This window comes from Pseudarthrobacter defluvii (genome assembly GCF_030816725.1).
GTDB classification, from domain to species: domain Bacteria; phylum Actinomycetota; class Actinomycetes; order Actinomycetales; family Micrococcaceae; genus Arthrobacter; species Arthrobacter defluvii_A.
In genome coordinates this window covers 3,024,594-3,042,101 of sequence record NZ_JAUSYG010000001.1, presented here as the reverse complement: position 1 = coordinate 3,042,101, position 17,508 = coordinate 3,024,594, and the positions used below count along the sequence as shown (strand labels likewise).

The following is a 17,508-nucleotide window of genomic DNA, read 5'->3' as shown; positions in this document are numbered from 1 at the left end:
CCCGGGGCCGGCGGGCGGGGGAGGTTCAGGCTGAGGCGGCGTCGAGGTACTGGTCCGCCCATGCCGCGATGATGCGCGCGGCACGGGCAGCCTGGCCCTTTCCCGTCAGCAGGTGGTCGCTGCCCTCGAGTGACACGAAGTTCCGCGGGTGCCTGGCGGTCTGGAAGATGGTGCTGGCGTTCTCGATCCCCACCGTGTTGTCCGTGGGGGAGTGCAGCACCATTAGGGGCTTATGCAGTTGCCTGATGCAGTCTGTCAGGTCCGCATTCTCCAGGTCCTCCACGAAGTGCCGGCGGATCTCCACGCGCTTGCCGCCCAGGTCCACCTCGGCACTGCCCTCGCTGAGGATCCTGTCCAGTGCAGTGTCGAAGACGTGGGCCACATGCTTGGGGGAGAACGGGGCACCCACGGTGGCAACGGCATCGAGCTCCGGGATCTCCCGGGCTGCCGCGAGGACCGCCGCGCCGCCGAAGGAGTGTCCCACCAGCAGGGAAATCTGCTTCCCCTGACTGCGCATGAACCCGGCGGCCTTAACGGTGTCGGCAACCTTGTGGCTGAACGAGCCCTCCGACCATTCGCCGGCGGAACCGCCAAGGCCCAGGTTGTCGAAGCGCAGCATGCCGATACCGCTGTCCGCCAGCGCCTTGCACATGCGGGCGGCGGAGGGGCTGTCTTTACCCAGGGTGAACCCGTGCGAGAAGACGCCCCAGCCCTTGACCGGACCCTCAGGGACGTCGATGATGCCGGACAGCATCTCGCCGGTGGAACCGGCAAAGGACACTTTTTCGGAACGGGACACAGCGGGACCCCTTTCTGTGCGGATACGACGACGGCGCCCCCACCACACGTGGTGAGCGACGCCGTCGGCCGTTATAGCTGTTGGTGAACGAACCTAGACCCTGCGGGCCAGGATGGCCTGCTTTACTTCCGCAATGGCCTGGGTGACCTGGATGCCGCGGGGGCATGCTTCGGTGCAGTTGAAGGTGGTGCGGCAGCGCCACACGCCTTCCTTGTCGTTGAGGATCTCCAAGCGCATGTCGCCGGCATCATCGCGGGAATCGAAGATGAAGCGGTGTGCGTTCACGATCGCTGCCGGGCCGAAGTACTGCCCGTCGGTCCAGAACACAGGGCAGGAGGACGTGCATGCGGCACACAGGATGCACTTGGTTGTGTCGTCAAAACGCTCACGGTCCTCGGCGGACTGCAGGCGTTCCCGGGTGGGCTCGTGGCCCTTGTTGATCAGGAAGGGCATGACTTCGCGGTACGACTGGAAGAACGGTTCCATGTCCACGATGAGGTCCTTTTCCACCGGCAGGCCCTTGATGGGCTCCACCGTGATGGGCTTGGACGTGTCCAGGTCCTTCAGCAGCGTCTTGCAGGCTAGACGGTTGCGGCCGTTGATGCGCATGGCATCGGAGCCACACACGCCGTGGGCACAGGAACGGCGGAAGGACAGGGTTCCGTCCATTTCCCACTTGACCTTGTGCAGGGCGTCCAGCACACGGTCCGTGCCGTACATGGTCAGGTGGAAATCATCCCACGTGGCTTCCCCGGAAACTTCCGGGTTGTACCGGCGCACGCGCATGTGGACGTCGAACGTGGGGATTTCCCCGCCTCCGCCAACGCCGGCAGGAAGTTCAACCTTTGAGGCTGGCTCAGCGATTTCAGCGGTCATCTTAGTACTTCCTCACCATCGGCTCGTAGCGGGTAAAGACAACCGGCTTAGTGGCGAGGCGGATACCGGCGATTGATTCCGCCGATCCGTCGGCCGGCGCATGGTCATCCTTGTACGCCATGGAGTGCTTCATGAATTTCGCATCGTCACGCTCGGGGAAGTCCTCGCGGAAGTGTCCGCCGCGGGATTCCTCGCGGTGCAGTGCGGCCACGGTCATGACCTTGGCCAGTTCCAGCAGGAAGCCGAGCTCAACGGCTTCGAGCAGGTCCAGGTTGAAACGCTTGCCCTTGTCCTGGACGTTGATGCGCTTGTACCGCTCCTCGAAGGAGGCAATGTCGCGCAGCACCTGGTTCAGGGTGTCCGCCGTACGGAACACCTGCATGTTGGCGTCCATGGTGTCCTGCAGTTCCTTGCGGATCTGGGCCACCTTCTCTTCGCCGACACCGTTGCGGGCAATGTCCAGCAGTTCGGTGGTGTAGGCCAGCGGGTTCTCCGGCAACTCCACGAACTGCGCGGTCTTGGCGTACTCGGCAGCGGCGATGCCCGCGCGCTTGCCGAACACGTTGATGTCCAGCAGGGAGTTGGTGCCCAGGCGGTTGGAGCCGTGGACGGACACGCAGGCCACCTCACCGGCGGCGTAGAGGCCCGGGATCACGGTGTCGTTGTCCTGCAGGACCTCGGTCTGGATGTTCGTGGGGATGCCGCCCATGGCGTAGTGCGCGGTGGGGAAGACCGGCACCGGTTCGGTGTACGGTTCCACGCCCAGGTAGGTACGGGCGAATTCGGTGATGTCCGGAAGCTTGGCGTCGATGTGCGCCGGCTCCAGGTGCGTCAGGTCCAGGAGGACGTAGTCCTTGTTCGGGCCGCAGCCGCGGCCTTCGCGCACCTCGTTGGCCATGGAGCGGGCCACGATGTCACGCGGCGCCAGGTCCTTGATGGTGGGGGCGTAGCGCTCCATGAAGCGCTCACCCTCGGAGTTGCGGAGGATGGCACCTTCTCCGCGGGCCGCCTCGGAGAGGAGGATGCCCAAGCCGGCGAGGCCTGTCGGGTGGAACTGGAAGAACTCCATGTCCTCCAGGGGAATGCCGCGGCGGAAGGCGATGCCCATGCCGTCACCGGTCAGGGTGTGGGCATTGGAGGTGGTCTTGAAGACCTTGCCGGCGCCGCCGGAGGCGAACACCACGGACTTGGCCTGGAAGACATGCAGTTCACCGGAGGCGAGGTCGTAGGAAACGACACCGGCCACGCGCTTCTGCTTGTAGGGCGTGCCGTCCTCGCGGACAGCATCCTCTTCAACCGTCAGCAGGTCCAGGACGTAGTACTCGTTGTAGAACTCGACGTTGTGCTTGACGCAGTTTTGGTACAGGGTCTGCAGGATCATGTGCCCGGTGCGGTCCGCGGCGTAGCAGGCGCGGCGGACCGGTGCCTTGCCGTGGTCGCGGGTGTGGCCGCCGAAGCGGCGCTGGTCGATCCGGCCTTCGGGCGTGCGGTTGAAGGGCAGGCCCATCTTTTCCAGGTCCAGCACAGCGTCGATGGCTTCCTTGGCCATGACCTCGGCGGCATCCTGGTCAACCAGGTAGTCGCCGCCCTTGACGGTGTCGAAGGTGTGCCATTCCCAGTTGTCTTCCTCGACGTTGGCAAGGGCTGCACACATGCCACCCTGTGCCGCACCCGTGTGCGAGCGGGTGGGGTAGAGCTTGGTCAGTACTGCTGTGCGCGCGCGCTGACCGGACTCGATCGCGGCGCGCATGCCAGCGCCACCGGCACCGACGATGACGACGTCGTACTTATGGACCTGCATACCAGATGCTCTTTCTCTCAAAATTCGCTATGAAACAACGGGGCGGCTTTGCCTGCTCCGCAAAACAGGGCCCGCGGGAAAGCCCGCGGGCCCGGGGTTGTGCCAGTGCTAGGCAGGGCAGAAGCCGCCCGGAAGGGCAACGCCGTTCACCACGGGGCACGGGTTGAAGGTGAAGATCACCAGGGTGCCCAGGAGGATGATGACCACGGCTGCGGCGTAGAGGACGGTCTTCAGCCAGCGGCGTGTGGAGGTCTTCTCGGCGTAGTCGTTGATGATGGTCCGCACACCGTTGGTGCCGTGCAGCATGGCCAGCCACAGCATGGCCAGGTCCCAGAACTGCCAGAACGGGTCCGCCCACTTGCCGGCCACGAAACCAAAGTCAATGGCGTGGATGCCTTCGCCGACCATGAGGTTCACGAACAGGTGGCCGAAGATGAGGACCACCAGCACTACGCCGGAAAGGCGCATGAACAGCCAGGCGATCATCTCGAAGTTGCCCTTGGAGCCGCCGCTGCGGCGGTACTGGGGGGCGATCCGCCCGCTGCGGGGGCTCTCGATGGTTGCAGTCATGGCTCAGTGACCTCCCAGGGCGAGGGACAGGTGGCGGATGGAGAAGGCGACCATGGTCACAACCCAGAGGGCCAGGACTGCCCACAGCATCTGCCGCTGGTACTTGGCGCCCTTCTTCCAGAAGTCGACCGCGATGATCCGCAGGCCGTTGAAGGCGTGGAAGACGATGGCGGCAACGAGGCCGGTCTCGCCCAGCGCCATCAGGGGGTTCTTGTAGGCGCCGATCACGGCGGTGTAGGCCTCCGGTGACACACGCACCAAGGAGGTGTCCAGGACGTGGACCAACAAGAAGAAAAAGATCACTACACCGGTAATGCGGTGTCCTACCCAGGACCACATGCCTTCACGGCCGCGGTACAAGGTGCCAGCTGGTTTTGTCGGCACTGATAAACCTCCCTGCAACACAGCGGCGCTGGCATGAGATCCATGCGGGGGGAACGCCTGCTGCGAGAGCACTCGTAGCTCAGGCCTAAATCTAGGCTCCGCTAACAGCTTATTCAATTTAGGCGTTTAGTGGTGACCAGTGCTGGTGCGGATTTTCGGGGGAAATGAGACCAACACCACATGGTGCTGCTCTTTTGGGGGAGCAGTTGGCCGGGGAGTGCCGCAAAATGCGGGACCATCGCGTAGCCAAAGGAGCCGGACGCGGCCCTTCGGCTAAAGTAGCGGTGATGAGTACAGACAAAGTGACAAGCCCGGCTTCACCCCTTGACCGCTTTATTGCGGTGATTCCGGCAGGCGGAGTGGGGACCCGCCTCTGGCCTCTGTCACGCGCAGCAGCTCCCAAGTTCCTTCACGATCTCACCGGATCGGGCAGCACCTTGCTGCGCGCCACTTACGACCGGCTGCAGCCCCTGGCGGGCAGCCGGATGCTGGTGGTCACCGGGCAGGCGCACCGTGCAGCCGTGTGCCGGCAGCTTCCGGAAGTGCAGGACGGCGACCTTGTCCTTGAGTCGGAGCCCAAGGACTCCGGCGCCGCCATCGGCCTTGCGGCGGCAATCCTGCACGAGCGCGATCCCGACACCATCATGGGTTCCTTCGCCGCCGACCAGGTGATCAGCCCGGACCACCTGTTCCAGCAGGCCGTCCGGGAAGCGATCCACACGGCCGCTGCCGGCAAGATCGTGACCATCGGCATCAAGCCCACCCACCCGTCCACCGGCTTCGGCTACATCCGTTCCGGCAAGGCGCTGCACATTGAAGGTGCTCCCAGCGCCCACGACGTGGTGGAGTTCGTCGAGAAGCCGGACGAAGTGGTGGCCCAGCAGTATGTGGACAGCGGTGATTACGTCTGGAACGCCGGCATGTTCGTGGCTCCGGTGTCGCTGATGCTCAAGCACCTCGAGGCAAACCAGCCGGAGCTGTTCCAGGGCCTGCAGGAAATTGCCCGGGCGTGGGACACCCCGCAGCGGGATGAGGTCACGGCGCGGATCTGGCCCACCTTGCCGAAAATCGCCATCGACTATGCAGTGGCGGAGCCCGCCGCCGAAGCCGGGGACGTCGCCGTCGTACCCGGCACCTTCCGCTGGGACGACGTTGGCGACTTCGCCTCCGTGGGCCGGCTGAACAGCGCCAAGGAAGTGGACGACGTCACCGTCCTGGGTGAGGGCGCCCGGGTCTTCACGGAGAACTCAAGCGGCGTCGTGGTCACCGACACCAAGCGCGTCATCGCCCTGATCGGCATCCAGGACGTTGTTATCGTGGACACGCCGGACGCCCTGCTGGTGACCACCATGGCCAACTCGCAGCGCGTGAAGGCGGCCGTGGATGCCCTCAAGGCAAGCGGGGACACCGACGTCCTCTGACCTGGAAACCTGCCGGCGCGTTCACGTGCCGGCAGGTCCCGGATGTAATGCGGCGTCAGCGAATGGGCGCCAAAGCCACCACCCTCGCTAGAGTGAAGCAGTGCGCAATTACACTACCGAAGCCGAGCCCACCGCCCTGGTGGCTCCGTGGCTCGAGCCGCTCCTGCCGGAACTGATCGAATTCCGCCGGGACCTCCATGCGCACCCCGAACTGTCCTTCAAGGAATTCCGCACCACCGACAAGCTGGCCGAGCGCCTTGAGGCCGCCGGCCTGAGCCCGCGCCGCCTCGAAGGCACCGGATTGACGGTGGATGTGGGCGAAGGCCCCATCGCCACAGCCCTGCGCGGCGACATCGATGCCCTGCCCATCATCGAGGAGACGGGCCTGCCGTTCGCTTCGAAGAACCACGGCGTTACCCACGCCTGCGGCCATGATGTGCACACCACCACCATGCTGGGCATTGCCTTGGTCCTGCACCGCATGCACCAGGAGACACCGCTCGGCGCCACCGTCCGGATCATCTTCCAACCCGCCGAGGAGACCATGCCCGGTGGGGCGCATTCCTGCATCGAGCAGGGCGTCCTGGAGGGTGTCCCGCGGATCCTGGCACTGCACTGCGATCCCCGGATCGAAGTGGGCAGGGTGGGAACCCGGATCGGCGCCATCACGTCGGCCTCCGACACCATCCGGATTGAACTGTCAGGCCGGGGCGGCCACACGTCGCGGCCGCACCTCACCGAGGACCTGGTGTTCGCCCTGGCCCAGATCGCCGTCAACGTTCCGGCTGTCCTGTCCCGCCGCGTGGACGTCCGCAGCGGCGTGTCGGTGGTGTGGGGGCAGATCACCGCGGGTTCGGCGCCAAACGCCATTCCCGGCAGCGGCTACATGGCAGGGACCATGCGCTGCCTGGACCGGGAAGCGTGGCACGCTGCCGGCGAACTCCTTGACGAGGTGGTCCACCAGGTGGCGGCGCCTTACGGGGTGGACGTCCACCTGGAGCACACCAGGGGAGTGCCGCCGGTGGTGAACTCCGAACATGAGACGGCCCTCATAGAAGCCGCCGCCCGCGCCGAAATCGGCGAAAGCGCAGTGGTGCTCACCCCGCAGTCCATGGGCGGCGAGGACTTCGCCTGGTTCCTCGCCGAACTTCCCGGCGCGATGATGCGCCTCGGCACCAAAACGCCGGGCGGCGAGGACTACGACCTCCACCGCGGCGACTACATCCTTGACGAGCGCGCGCTGGGCCTGGGCATCCGGGTACTGACCGCGGCGGCCCTGCGTACCATTCGGGACCTCTAGTACCCCGCAGCAAAGTACGACGCCGGCACGTGCCCGAGTGCCGGCGTCGTACGTGTCTGCGCAGTGAAGCCCTTGCTCATTGTGCAGGGGCAGTCCCTGCGCCGTGACGGCCTCGTACAGCGCGCCGCGGGGCACGAACAAGCCAGTTGAGTTGTGCACAATTTAGTTGTGCCCTACTGTATAGGTATGACGAACGCGCCCCGCCTGGACCGGCAAGTATGTTTTGCGCTGTACTCAGCGTCCCGGGCCGCCACGGCGGTGTACCGGCCGGTTCTTGACGAGCTGGGACTTACCTACCCGCAGTACCTGGTGATGCTGGTGCTGTGGGAAAGCGAACCCCGGGGCGTGAAGGAACTCGGCGGGGAACTCGGGCTGGACTCAGGCACCCTGTCCCCGCTCCTCAAGCGACTGGAAGCACTCGGGCTCGTGGAGCGCCGGCGGTCCGGCGAGGATGAGCGGCGCGTCGCGATCCACCTGACTCCCGCCGGGCGAAGCCTGAGCGGACCGGCATCCGCCATCCCGCAGCGGCTGGCAGACGCCGCCGGGCTTTCCCTGGATGAACTCGAACAACTGCGGGCCACCCTGGGCAAGCTCACGGCCGCGCTGCATGAATCCCTCTGAGCGCTGAACCAGGCACCATTCCATCTACAGGACGGACACTTTTCGTGAAAACTCTCTACACCGCCGAGGCGCTTGCCTCCGGCGAAGGGCGTGACGGTACCGCCCGCAGCAACGACGGCAGGCTGGCTGTGGACCTGGCCAGCCCCACTGAACTGGGCGGCAACGGCCAGGGCACCAACCCGGAACAGCTCTTCGCCGCCGGGTACGCCGCCTGCTTCCACTCCGCACTGCGCCTGGTGGGACGCAAGGCGGGCGCCGACCTGACGGACTCGGCAGTGGCAGCGAAGATCCACCTGGGACAGCTCGACGGCGGTGCCGGCTTCGGGCTGGCCGCTGAACTGGAAATCGCCCTGCCGGCCCTGGACCTCGCCACCGCGGAGGACCTGGTGGCCAAGGCGCACCAGGTCTGCCCCTATTCAAATGCCACCCGCGGCAACATCACCGTCGACCTCAAGATCCTGGAGTACGCAGCATGAACACAGCCCTCGCAACCACCACCCGGGAAATCCGGCTTGCCTCCCGCCCCGTCGGACGCCCCGCCAGCAGCAACTTCGAACTGGCCGAGTCACCACTTCCCGCCCTCGAAGACGGCCAGATCCTGGTGCGCAACCTCTTCATGTCCGTGGACCCCTACATGCGGGGCCGCATGAACGACGTCAAGTCCTACTCCGCCCCCTTCACCGTCGGCAAAGCGCTCGACGGCGGCGCGGTGGGCGAGGTGGTCGCGTCCCGTTCGTCGGCACACAAGGAGGGCGACGTCGTCGTCCACTCCCTTGGCTGGCGCGAGTACGCGGTGGTCGACGGCAGCGCTGCCTCCCCGGCCCGCACGGACCTGGCACCCGCCTCCGCCTTCCTTGGCGCCCTGGGCATGACGGGGCTGACGGCGTACACCGGCCTGCTGAAGGTTGCGGAGTTCAAGCCGGGCGACGCCGTCTTCGTCTCCGGCGCGGCCGGCGCCGTGGGCTCGTTGGTGGGCCAGATCGCCAAGGCCATGGGCGCCTCCCGGGTCATCGGCTCGGCCGGCTCGCCCGCCAAGGTGGCACGCCTCCTGGAGCTCGGCTTCGACGCCGCTTTTGATTACCATGACGGTCCCGTGGTGGAGCAGTTGGAGAAGGCCGCAGGCCCCGCCGGAATCGACGTCTACTTCGACAACGTGGGCGGTGAGCACCTGGAGGCCGCCCTGGCGGTCCTCAACGTGGGCGGCCGCGTGGCGATGTGCGGCGCCATCGCACAATACAACTCCACCGAACCAACCCCGGCGCCCCACAACCTGATGCAGGCAATCGGCAAGCAGCTCACCCTGCGCGGTTTCCTGGTGGGCGGCCAGCGGCAGCACGCTGCCGAGTTCGCGGAAAAGATGGCCGGCTGGCTGGCGGACGGGACCGTACGCTACGACGAGACAATCGTCGACGGGCTGGAAAATGCACCGCAGGCCTTCATGGACCTCCTGGACGGCGCCAACACGGGGAAGATGCTGGTCCGGCTGTAGTCGCCGCCCGCACCCAGGCAGTAGGGGCACCGCACTTCTGCGGTGCCCCTACTGCTTGGTAACAACTTGTAAACAATCCTCCGGATGGGCTCCCGGCGTGCTATGGGCACGTGGCGCAGGCCACTAAAGTAAGTGCCATCAGTGCGCTTCGGCGCAGTGCTGCGTGCCTTCAGTGAAAACAGAATTTCAGCGCCGAAACGGACACTCATTGAATTCCAGCCCGTAGCGCCACTCGCATCATCCCTGGAGGAAAATTGAAGAAATCACTGCGTGCCAGCTTCAAGCGCGGTTCAATGGCCGGCGTGGCCACCCTCGGTGCGTCCGCGCTTGTGCTCACCGCCTGCGGTGCAGCCCCCGAAGCCGGAAGCTCCGCATCAGCAGGTGCCAGCGACTACACCGGCTGCATTGTCTCGGACTCCGGCGGGTTCGATGACCAGTCCTTCAACCAGTCCTCCTACGAGGGCCTGAAGAAGACCGAAAAGGACCTTGGCATCAAGGTCAACCAGATCGAGTCAAAGACCAACAACGACTTCGAACCCAACCTGCGGGCCATGGTCACGGCGGGCTGCAACCTGACCATCACGGTCGGCTTCCTGCTGGGCGATGCCACCAAGGCCCAGGCCACCGCTAACCCGGACAAGCACTTCGCCATCATCGACTTCGGCTACGACCAGCCCATCAGCAACGTCAAGCCCATCATTTACGACACGGCGCAGGCGGCCTTCCTGGCCGGCTACCTGGCCGCCGGGACCACCAAGACCGGCACCGTGGCCACCTTCGGCGGGATCAAGATTCCCACCGTCACCATCTTCATGGACGGCTACGCCGACGGCGTGAAGTACTACAACCAGCAGAAGGGCAAGAACGTCAAGCTGCTGGGCTGGAACAAGGACGCCCAGGACGGCAGCTTCACCGGCGACTTCGAAAAGCAGGACGTCGGCAAGCAGCTGACTAAGAACTTCCTGGACCAGGGCGCTGACATCGTCATGCCCGTGGCCGGTCCCGTGGGCAAGGGCGCCGGAGCCGCGCTCAACGAGGCCAAGGCCGCCGGCAAGGACGTCAAGCTCATCTGGGTCGACTCCGACGGCTACCTCACCGCCCCGGACTATAAGAACATCATGCTCTCCTCCGTCATGAAGCAGATGGGCGAGGCCGTGGAGACCGTGGTCACCGAGGACAAGGACGGCAAGTTCAACAACACCCCGTACGTGGGCACCCTTGCCAACGACGGCGTGCAGCTGGCACCCTTCCACGACCTCGATTCCCAGGTCCCCGCGGAACTGAAGTCCGACCTCGAGAAGATCAAGAAGGACATCATCGACGGCAAGCTGAAGGTCGAGTCCACAGCAAGCCCCAAGGCCTGATCCCTCACAGGAAGCGCCACCGCCGGTCCGTCACCCACTGGCCGGTCGGTGGCGCTTTTTGCTGGCCTGACGTTTACCCCGCGCGGCCGGCTCCTCCCGGTACTGCAGCCACTAGGCTGGTGCTGCAGCCATATATCCCGTCCGGTCTGATCACCGGACGCTTCGAGATTGGTCAAAGTTTTGAAACTTGAGCTTCGAGGGATCACCAAACGCTTTGGCACGCTGGTAGCCAACGACCACATCGACGTGGTGGTTGAGCCGGGCCAGATCCATTGCCTCCTTGGAGAAAACGGGGCGGGCAAGTCCACCCTGATGAATGTGCTTTACGGGCTGTACGAGCCCTCCGAGGGCGAAATCCTCATCGATGACAAGCCCGTCACCTTCCGGGGCCCGGGCGATGCCATGGCTGCGGGAATCGGCATGGTGCACCAGCACTTCATGCTGGTCCCGGTCTTCACCGTGGCCGAGAACGTTGCACTGGGTGCCGAACCCACCAAAGCCGCCGGTTTCCTCAACCTGGACCAGACCCGGCAGCGCATCAAGGAGATTTCAGACCAGTACGGCTTCGACGTGGACCCGGACGCCCTGGTGGAGGACCTGCCCGTCGGTGTGCAGCAGAGGGTCGAAATCATCAAGGCACTGGTGCGCAACGCCAAGGTCCTGATCCTCGATGAACCCACGGCCGTCCTCACGCCGCAGGAGACCGACGAACTCCTGGACATCATGCGCCAGCTCAAGTCCCGCGGCACCTCCATCGTCTTCATCTCGCACAAGCTGCGCGAGGTCAAGGAAGTCTCGGACACCATCACCGTGATCCGGCGGGGCAAGGTGGTGGGCACCGCCGATCCTGCCGCCTCCACCACCGAACTTGCGTCCATGATGGTGGGCCGGGCCGTAAGCCTGAACCTGGACAAAGCCCCTGCCCTGCCCAGGGAAACCACCTTCGAAGTCCGCGACCTCACCGTCGTCGCAGCCAACGGCCAGCACGTGGTGGACCACCTCAGCTTCCACATCAAGCGCGGCGAAATCCTGGCCATTGCCGGCGTGCAGGGCAACGGGCAGACCGAACTCACCGAAGCGATCCTCGGCCTGCAGGAGCGGGTCAGCGGTTCCATCGTCCTGGACGGCAAGGAACTGGTGGGCCGGTCCGTCAAGGAAGTGCTGCAGGCCGGCGTCGGCTTCGTCCCCGAGGACCGCAAGGTGGACGGGCTGGTGGGCACCTTCTCCGTGGCCGAAAACCTGGTCCTGGACCTTTATGACAAGCCCCCCTTCGCCAAGGGGATCAGCATGAGCCCGGCGAAGATCATGGAGAACGCCAAGGCACGCATCGACGAATTCGACGTCCGTACGCCCTCTGCTGCAGCCGCCGCCGGAACCCTCTCCGGCGGCAACCAGCAAAAGCTCGTGATGGCCCGCGAACTGTCCCGCCCCCTGCGCTTGTTCATCGCCTCACAGCCCACCCGCGGCGTGGACGTTGGCTCCATCGAGTTCCTGCACCGGCGGATCGTCGCCGAGCGCGACCAGGGAACCCCGGTGATGATCATTTCCACCGAGCTGGATGAAGTCATGGAGCTGGCCGACCGCATCGCGGTGCTCTACAAGGGCAAGCTGGTGGGCACCGTCCCAGCCGGGACCAGCCGAGACGTCCTGGGCCTCATGATGGCCGGCATCCCGCCCGAAGAACACGCGCCGGAACAACACGCACAGACCCTGCAGGCCGGTACCCCGGCCCCTGCCTCCACCACCGAGGGAGCCGACCATGCCTGACCAGCCTTCCCCCAAGCACGCGGCTGACGAACAGTCCGCCTCTTCGCCCCCTAACGGCCAGGGCACCACAGCCGGGGAACAAACCGCCTCAGTGGTTTCCGTCGACACCGCAGGCGGAGCCATGCAGCCCTCGGCTGTTCCTGCCACCGCCCAGAGCGGACAGCTGCCAGGCGGGACGGACACCGTGCTGCGCAGGATCTTCACCGGGAGCGGCATGGTGTCGGTCCTGGCGGTGCTGCTGGCACTGATCATCGGCGGCCTGCTCATCGCAAGCACTGATAAGCAGGTGGCCACCACCTCCGGCTACTTCTTCGCCCGGCCCACCGACATGCTGACGGCGGTCTGGAATGCCGCCACCCGCTCCTACATCGCCCTCTTCCAGGGCTCGGTGTTCAACCCCCGCGGCAACGGGGTGGCAGCGCAGTTTGCCCCCTTCATGGAAACCCTCACCATCGCCACGCCGCTCATCACTGCCGGCCTGGGCGTGGCGCTGGCATTCCGGGCGGGCCTGTTCAATATCGGTGCCCAGGGCCAGATCATCGTGGCAGGCATCCTGGCCGCCTGGGTGGGTTTCGCCCTGCACCTGCCGTTCGGCCTGCACCTGCTGCTGGTGTTGGTGGCCGGCATCGTCGGAGGCGCACTGTGGGGCGGACTCGCAGGCCTGCTCAAGGCGCGCACCGGAGCCCACGAAGTCATCCTGACCATCATGTTCAATTACATCGCGCTGTACTTCCTGCGCTACCTGCTGAACACACCGGCATTCCAGCGGCCGGGGGAGTCCAACCCCATTTCGCCCATCCTGGACCCCAGCGCCGTTTACCCGCAGATCCTGGGCAGCCAGTACCGGCTGCACCTCGGCTTCATCCTGGCCATCGCCGCCACGGTCCTGGTCTGGTGGCTCCTGAACCGGTCCACCGTGGGCTTCGAGTTCCGGGCCGTGGGCGCCAACCCCAAGGCTGCCCAGACAGCCGGCATCAACGTCTCCCGCTCCACCATCCTGGTCATGGCCATTGCCGGCGGCCTCGCCGGCATGTCCGGCGTGGCACAGGTTGCCGGGACCGAGAAGGTACTCACCGACGGCGTGGCCGCCACATACGGCTTTGACGCCATCACAGTTGCCCTGCTGGGACGTTCGACGCCGTGGGGTACCTTCGCTGCCGGCCTGCTGTTCGGCGCCTTCCGCGCCGGGGCGGTCCAGATGCAGATCCAGACCGGCACCCCCATCGACATCGTCCTGGTGGTCCAGTCCCTGATTGTCCTTTTCATCGCAGCGCCGCCGCTGGTCCGGGCCATCTTCGGCCTGAACCCACGGCGCAGGAAGCCCGCGCGCGGAGCCAAGTCCGGGCAGGCAGCCACAACCGGAGGTGCCGCATGAGCACAACAGTTTCCTCGTCCAGGCCCGGCAGCCCTCAGTCCGGGGGCGCCCAGGCCGACACCCCCTCCGCAGCGAGGGCAGGCAAACCGGTCAGCTGGAAGACCCCCGTCCTGCTCACGGTTTTCGCGTTGGTCTCCCTGGTGTTCTTCGGATTCCTTGCACCCAGCCAAACGGCCAGCTTCGGTATCTCCACCGAAGGCGATTTCTTCCAGCTCCCGGCACTGGAAATCAACGCCGCGGCCGGCGGCATCGTGCTGTCCGTGCTCCTCGTGGCGCTCGCCGGTTACGCGGTCTACCTGAAGACAAGGAATCAGCCGGCTCCCGGCTGGGTGCCCGTCACGTTCATCGTGATCTTTGTGGCCGCCTTCCTCATCTGGGTGGTGGGTGGCGCACGCACTCCCGCCATCTCGCTGGCCGGCCTTATCGCCGGATCCGTCACGCTTGCCGTTCCCCTCGTGTTCGGTTCTCTCTCGGGTGTCCTGTGCGAGCGCGTGGGCGTGGTCAATATCGCCATTGAAGGCCAGCTCCTGGGTGGAGCCTTCACCGCGGCCATCGTTGCCAGCATGACAAAGAACGCCTTCGTCGGGCTGCTGGCCGCGGCCATCGCCGGGGCGGTGGTGTCCATGGTCCTGGCGCTGTTCAGCATCAAGTACCTGGTCAACCAGATCATCGTCGGCGTCGTCCTGAACGTGCTGGTGTCCGGGGTGACGGGCTTCCTGTTCAGCACCGTAATGCAGGCCAACAAAGCCCAGTTCAACTCGCCGCCGGGACTGGACGTCATCGACATCCCGGTCCTTTCCAGCATCCCGATCATCGGGCCCATCCTGTTCCGGCAGTCGCTGGTGGGATACCTCATGTACCTGGCTGTCGCCGTCGTCTGGGTGGGCCTTTTCAAGACCAGGTGGGGCCTGCGCGTGCGCGCCGTGGGCGAGCACCCCCAGGCGGCGGACACCCTTGGCATCAACGTCAACGCCACCCGGTTCTGGAACGTCACCCTGGGCGGGGCCGTGGCAGGCATCGGCGGCTCATTCTTCACCCTTGTGGCCATCGACAGCTTCACCAAGGAGATCTCCGGGGGCCGCGGGTTCATCGCCCTGGCCGCCCTCATCTTCGGGCGCTGGAACCCGGTGGGTGCCTTCTTCGCCGCCCTCCTGTTTGGATTCGCCGACAACCTGCAGAGCATCGTCACCATTATCGGCACGCCGGTGCCCAGCCAGTTCATGGCCATGCTGCCCTACCTGGTGACCGTGCTGGCCGTCGCCGGCCTGGTAGGCAAATCCAGGGGGCCGGCCGCCAGCGGCATCCCCTACGTCAAGGGATGACGGCCATGGACAACCGACAAGACGTGGACTGGGCAGCCCTGGAGGCAGCCGCCGTCGCCGCCATGAAGAATGCGTACGCCCCGTACTCAAAGTTTCCGGTGGGGGCTGCGGCCCTCACCGGAAACGGCCGGATCGTCACGGGCTGCAACGTGGAGAACGCCAGCTACGGGCTGACCCTCTGCGCGGAGTGCGTCCTGGTGGGGGAACTGCAAATGACCGGCGGGGGCCAGTTGCAGGCCTTCTACTGCGTGGACGGGGAGGGGAATGTGCTCATGCCCTGCGGCCGGTGCCGGCAGCTGCTGTACGAATTCCGTGCCCCCGGCATGCAGCTCATGACCAGCCAGGGCATCAAAACCATGGACCAGGTGTTGCCCGATGCCTTCGGTCCCGAACATCTTGAGGAGACCCGGTGACCGAGAGCCGAGCAGCGGTGAACACGGCCGAAGCGTTCGACGCCGTCGACATCATCCGCACCAAGCGGGACAAGGGGACCCTGAGCCCCGAACAGATCGACTGGACCATCGACGCGTACACCCGCGGGGCCATCGCGGACGAGCAGATGGCGGCGCTTAATATGGCCATCCTGCTCAACGGCATGGACCGGACCGAAATTGCCCGCTGGACGGCGGCCATGATCGCGTCCGGCGAACGGATGGACTTCTCCAGCCTCCGGCGTCCAGACGGCGGCCTCAAGTACACCACGGACAAGCACTCCACCGGCGGGGTGGGGGACAAGATCACCCTGCCGCTGGCCCCGCTGGTGGCGGTGTTCGGCGTCGCCGTTCCGCAGCTGTCCGGCCGCGGGCTGGGGCACACCGGCGGCACCCTGGACAAACTCGAATCCATTCCCGGCTGGCGGGCCAACCTCAGCAATGATGAGATCCTGGCCCAGCTCCAGGACGTGGGCGCGGTGATTTGCGCCGCCGGTGCGGGCCTGGCCCCTGCAGACAAGAAGCTTTATGCGCTCCGCGACGTCACCGGCACCGTGGAAGCCATCCCGCTGATCGCCTCATCCATCATGAGCAAGAAGATCGCGGAGGGCACCGGCTCGCTGGTCCTGGACGTCAAGGTGGGCAGCGGCGCGTTCATGAAGGACGAGGCCAAAGCCCGGGAACTCGCCGAAACCATGGTGGCGCTCGGCAAGGACGCGGGAGTCAACACCGTTGCGCTGCTGACCAACATGGACACACCGTTGGGCCTCACCGCCGGCAACGCCATCGAAGTGGAGGAATCGCTGGAGGTACTGGCAGGCGGGGGTCCCGACGACGTGGTGGAGCTGACCGTGCGGCTCGCCGAGGAAATGCTCGCCTGCGCGGGAGTGCGGGACGCCGACCCCGCCGCCGCCCTCAAGGACGGCCGGGCCATGGACGTGTGGAACCGGATGATCTCTGCCCAGGGCGGCGACCCCCAGGCGGCCCTGCCGGTGGCCAGGGAATCCGACGTCGTCTACGCCCCTGCGGACGGCGTGCTGGTGGAACTCGACGCGCTCGCCGTTGGCGTGGCCGCCTGGCGCCTGGGTGCGGGGCGTGCCCGCAAGGAGGACGCAGTCCAGGCCGGGGCGGGAGTCCGCATGCATGCCAAGCCGGGCGCCACAGTGCGTGCAGGGGAGCCGCTGATGACGCTGCTCACCGACACCCCGGACCGGTTTGCGCGTGCCCGCGAAGTCCTGGAACACGCCGCGGTCATCGCTCCGGAAGGTTCGCGGCCCGCCCAGCAGCTCATTATCGACCGCATAGCATAGGGACCAATGCAGGCCATCAATGACTTCATCCTCGCCGCAGCCGGACAGCCGTGGGTGCTGGTCCTGGTGCTGGCGTGCTGCGTCATTGACGGCTTCTTCCCGCCGGTTCCCAGTGAATCGGTGGTGGTGGGTCTCGCGGCCGTGGCTGCCACCGCCGATGTTCCCAACCCGCTGCTCCTGGCGCTGGTGGCTGCAGCAGGGGCCTTCTCCGGGGACAACATCGCGTACCTGATCGGCCGCCGCGTGGGCACCAGGCGGTGGGCGTGGATGCGCGGGCCCCGCATGCAGGCGGCGTTCCGCTGGGCGGGCCGTGAGCTGCGGAAGCGGCCTGCGTCGCTGATCCTGGTGGCCCGTTTCGTTCCGATCGGCAGGGTGGCCGTCAACCTGACGGCCGGCGTCACCCATTATCCCCACCTGCGGTTCGTGGGGCTGACCGTCCTTTCAGCCAGCCTTTGGGCCGCGTACTCGGTGGCGATCGGGCTGTTCTTCGGCCAGTGGTTTGAGGACAACCATCTCCTGGGCGCCGCAATCGCCATCGTCTGCGCCGTAGCGCTCGGCATCGTGGTGGACCTGGTGATCAACAAATTCCGGGGCAAAACCAACGTGGTGGAACGGATCCGGGAACCCGGGGCGTGATAGGGGCGTTTAACGGGTAATTCCGGGCATACGGGCGTAGCG

The 17,508-nt window shown here is 65.8% G+C and carries 17 protein-coding genes; 12 read left to right on the top strand and 5 right to left on the bottom strand.

All coding sequences use genetic code 11. The annotated features are described in order from the left end of the window. Positions 1–25: 25 nt before the first annotated feature. From QF031_RS14190 to sdhC, 5 genes are all read right to left on the bottom strand, one after another. Positions 26–799: an alpha/beta hydrolase family protein gene (locus QF031_RS14190; RefSeq protein WP_307429293.1), complete on the bottom strand. Its 774-nt coding sequence runs from the start codon at positions 797–799 to the stop codon at positions 26–28. Positions 800–892: 93 nt separating this feature from the next. Next, complete coding sequence (locus QF031_RS14185; protein ID WP_307429289.1) at positions 893–1,675, bottom strand: succinate dehydrogenase iron-sulfur subunit; 783 nt, start codon at positions 1,673–1,675, stop codon at positions 893–895. Between the two features lies 1 nt (position 1,676). Then, the gene (gene sdhA / locus QF031_RS14180) at positions 1,677–3,476 is read right to left on the bottom strand and encodes a succinate dehydrogenase flavoprotein subunit (RefSeq protein WP_307429287.1); all 1,800 of its coding nucleotides are present in this window, start codon (positions 3,474–3,476) and stop codon (positions 1,677–1,679) included. A gap of 108 nt (positions 3,477–3,584) precedes the next feature. Next, positions 3,585–4,046, bottom strand: coding sequence for a succinate dehydrogenase hydrophobic membrane anchor subunit (locus QF031_RS14175; RefSeq protein WP_142130710.1), 462 nt, complete (start codon positions 4,044–4,046; stop codon positions 3,585–3,587). A 3-nt stretch (positions 4,047–4,049) separates the two neighbouring features. After that, entirely contained in the window at positions 4,050–4,430 is a 381-nt protein-coding gene (gene sdhC / locus QF031_RS14170; RefSeq protein WP_081620212.1) for a succinate dehydrogenase, cytochrome b556 subunit, read from the bottom strand. A 287-nt stretch (positions 4,431–4,717) separates the two neighbouring features. Between sdhC and QF031_RS14165 the strand changes: the two genes are divergently transcribed. The 12 genes from QF031_RS14165 (at position 4,718) to QF031_RS14110 (ending at position 17,466) form a co-directional block, all read left to right on the top strand. Then, a complete protein-coding gene (locus QF031_RS14165; RefSeq protein ID WP_307429284.1) occupies positions 4,718–5,851 on the top strand; it encodes a mannose-1-phosphate guanylyltransferase in 1,134 nt (377 codons plus the stop codon). Between the two features lie 100 nt (positions 5,852–5,951). After that, a complete protein-coding gene (locus QF031_RS14160) occupies positions 5,952–7,151 on the top strand; it encodes an amidohydrolase (protein ID WP_307429281.1) in 1,200 nt (399 codons plus the stop codon). 186 nt (positions 7,152–7,337) lie between these two features. Then, entirely contained in the window at positions 7,338–7,772 is a 435-nt protein-coding gene (locus tag QF031_RS14155; RefSeq protein ID WP_307429278.1) for a MarR family winged helix-turn-helix transcriptional regulator, read from the top strand. Positions 7,773–7,816: 44 nt separating this feature from the next. Beyond that, complete coding sequence (locus QF031_RS14150; RefSeq protein ID WP_307429274.1) at positions 7,817–8,248, top strand: organic hydroperoxide resistance protein; 432 nt, start codon at positions 7,817–7,819, stop codon at positions 8,246–8,248. Then, positions 8,245–9,261 carry an NADP-dependent oxidoreductase gene (locus QF031_RS14145; protein ID WP_307429271.1) on the top strand — a complete coding sequence of 339 codons (1,017 nt, stop codon included), beginning with the start codon at positions 8,245–8,247 and terminating at the stop codon, positions 9,259–9,261. Before QF031_RS14150 ends, QF031_RS14145 begins: the two co-directional genes overlap by 4 nt. A gap of 254 nt (positions 9,262–9,515) precedes the next feature. Continuing rightward, positions 9,516–10,625 carry a BMP family lipoprotein gene (locus QF031_RS14140; RefSeq protein WP_442439601.1) on the top strand — a complete coding sequence of 370 codons (1,110 nt, stop codon included), beginning with the start codon at positions 9,516–9,518 and terminating at the stop codon, positions 10,623–10,625. A gap of 180 nt (positions 10,626–10,805) precedes the next feature. Then, positions 10,806–12,392 carry an ABC transporter ATP-binding protein gene (locus tag QF031_RS14135; RefSeq protein ID WP_307429268.1) on the top strand — a complete coding sequence of 529 codons (1,587 nt, stop codon included), beginning with the start codon at positions 10,806–10,808 and terminating at the stop codon, positions 12,390–12,392. Continuing rightward, a complete protein-coding gene (locus QF031_RS14130) occupies positions 12,385–13,767 on the top strand; it encodes an ABC transporter permease (RefSeq protein WP_307429265.1) in 1,383 nt (460 codons plus the stop codon). Before QF031_RS14135 ends, QF031_RS14130 begins: the two co-directional genes overlap by 8 nt. Next, entirely contained in the window at positions 13,764–15,089 is a 1,326-nt protein-coding gene (locus QF031_RS14125) for an ABC transporter permease (RefSeq protein ID WP_307429261.1), read from the top strand. The genes QF031_RS14130 and QF031_RS14125 overlap by 4 nt, the downstream gene beginning before the upstream one ends. Before the next feature lie 5 nt (positions 15,090–15,094). Then, positions 15,095–15,502: a cytidine deaminase gene (locus QF031_RS14120; RefSeq protein ID WP_307429257.1), complete on the top strand. Its 408-nt coding sequence runs from the start codon at positions 15,095–15,097 to the stop codon at positions 15,500–15,502. A gap of 17 nt (positions 15,503–15,519) precedes the next feature. Further along, entirely contained in the window at positions 15,520–16,830 is a 1,311-nt protein-coding gene (locus QF031_RS14115) for a thymidine phosphorylase (RefSeq protein ID WP_307433376.1), read from the top strand. A 6-nt stretch (positions 16,831–16,836) separates the two neighbouring features. Beyond that, positions 16,837–17,466, top strand: coding sequence for a DedA family protein (locus tag QF031_RS14110; protein ID WP_307429255.1), 630 nt, complete (start codon positions 16,837–16,839; stop codon positions 17,464–17,466). The last annotated feature ends 42 nt before the right edge of the window (positions 17,467–17,508 follow it).

What these genes read in the sequence shown, in the direction of transcription:
- QF031_RS14120 (WP_307429257.1), top strand. Translation starts at nt 15,095, where the DNA reads ATGGACAACCGACAAGACGTGGACTGGGCAGCCCTGGAGGCAGCCGCC.
- QF031_RS14165 (WP_307429284.1), top strand. Translation starts at nt 4,718, where the DNA reads ATGAGTACAGACAAAGTGACAAGCCCGGCTTCACCCCTTGACCGCTTT.
- QF031_RS14125 (WP_307429261.1), top strand. Translation starts at nt 13,764, where the DNA reads ATGAGCACAACAGTTTCCTCGTCCAGGCCCGGCAGCCCTCAGTCCGGG.
- QF031_RS14185 (WP_307429289.1), bottom strand. Translation starts at nt 1,675, where the DNA reads ATGACCGCTGAAATCGCTGAGCCAGCCTCAAAGGTTGAACTTCCTGCC.
- QF031_RS14130 (WP_307429265.1), top strand. Translation starts at nt 12,385, where the DNA reads ATGCCTGACCAGCCTTCCCCCAAGCACGCGGCTGACGAACAGTCCGCC.
- QF031_RS14175 (WP_142130710.1), bottom strand. Translation starts at nt 4,046, where the DNA reads ATGACTGCAACCATCGAGAGCCCCCGCAGCGGGCGGATCGCCCCCCAG.
- sdhA (WP_307429287.1), bottom strand. Translation starts at nt 3,476, where the DNA reads ATGCAGGTCCATAAGTACGACGTCGTCATCGTCGGTGCCGGTGGCGCT.
- QF031_RS14110 (WP_307429255.1), top strand. Translation starts at nt 16,837, where the DNA reads ATGCAGGCCATCAATGACTTCATCCTCGCCGCAGCCGGACAGCCGTGG.
- QF031_RS14145 (WP_307429271.1), top strand. Translation starts at nt 8,245, where the DNA reads ATGAACACAGCCCTCGCAACCACCACCCGGGAAATCCGGCTTGCCTCC.
- QF031_RS14155 (WP_307429278.1), top strand. Translation starts at nt 7,338, where the DNA reads ATGACGAACGCGCCCCGCCTGGACCGGCAAGTATGTTTTGCGCTGTAC.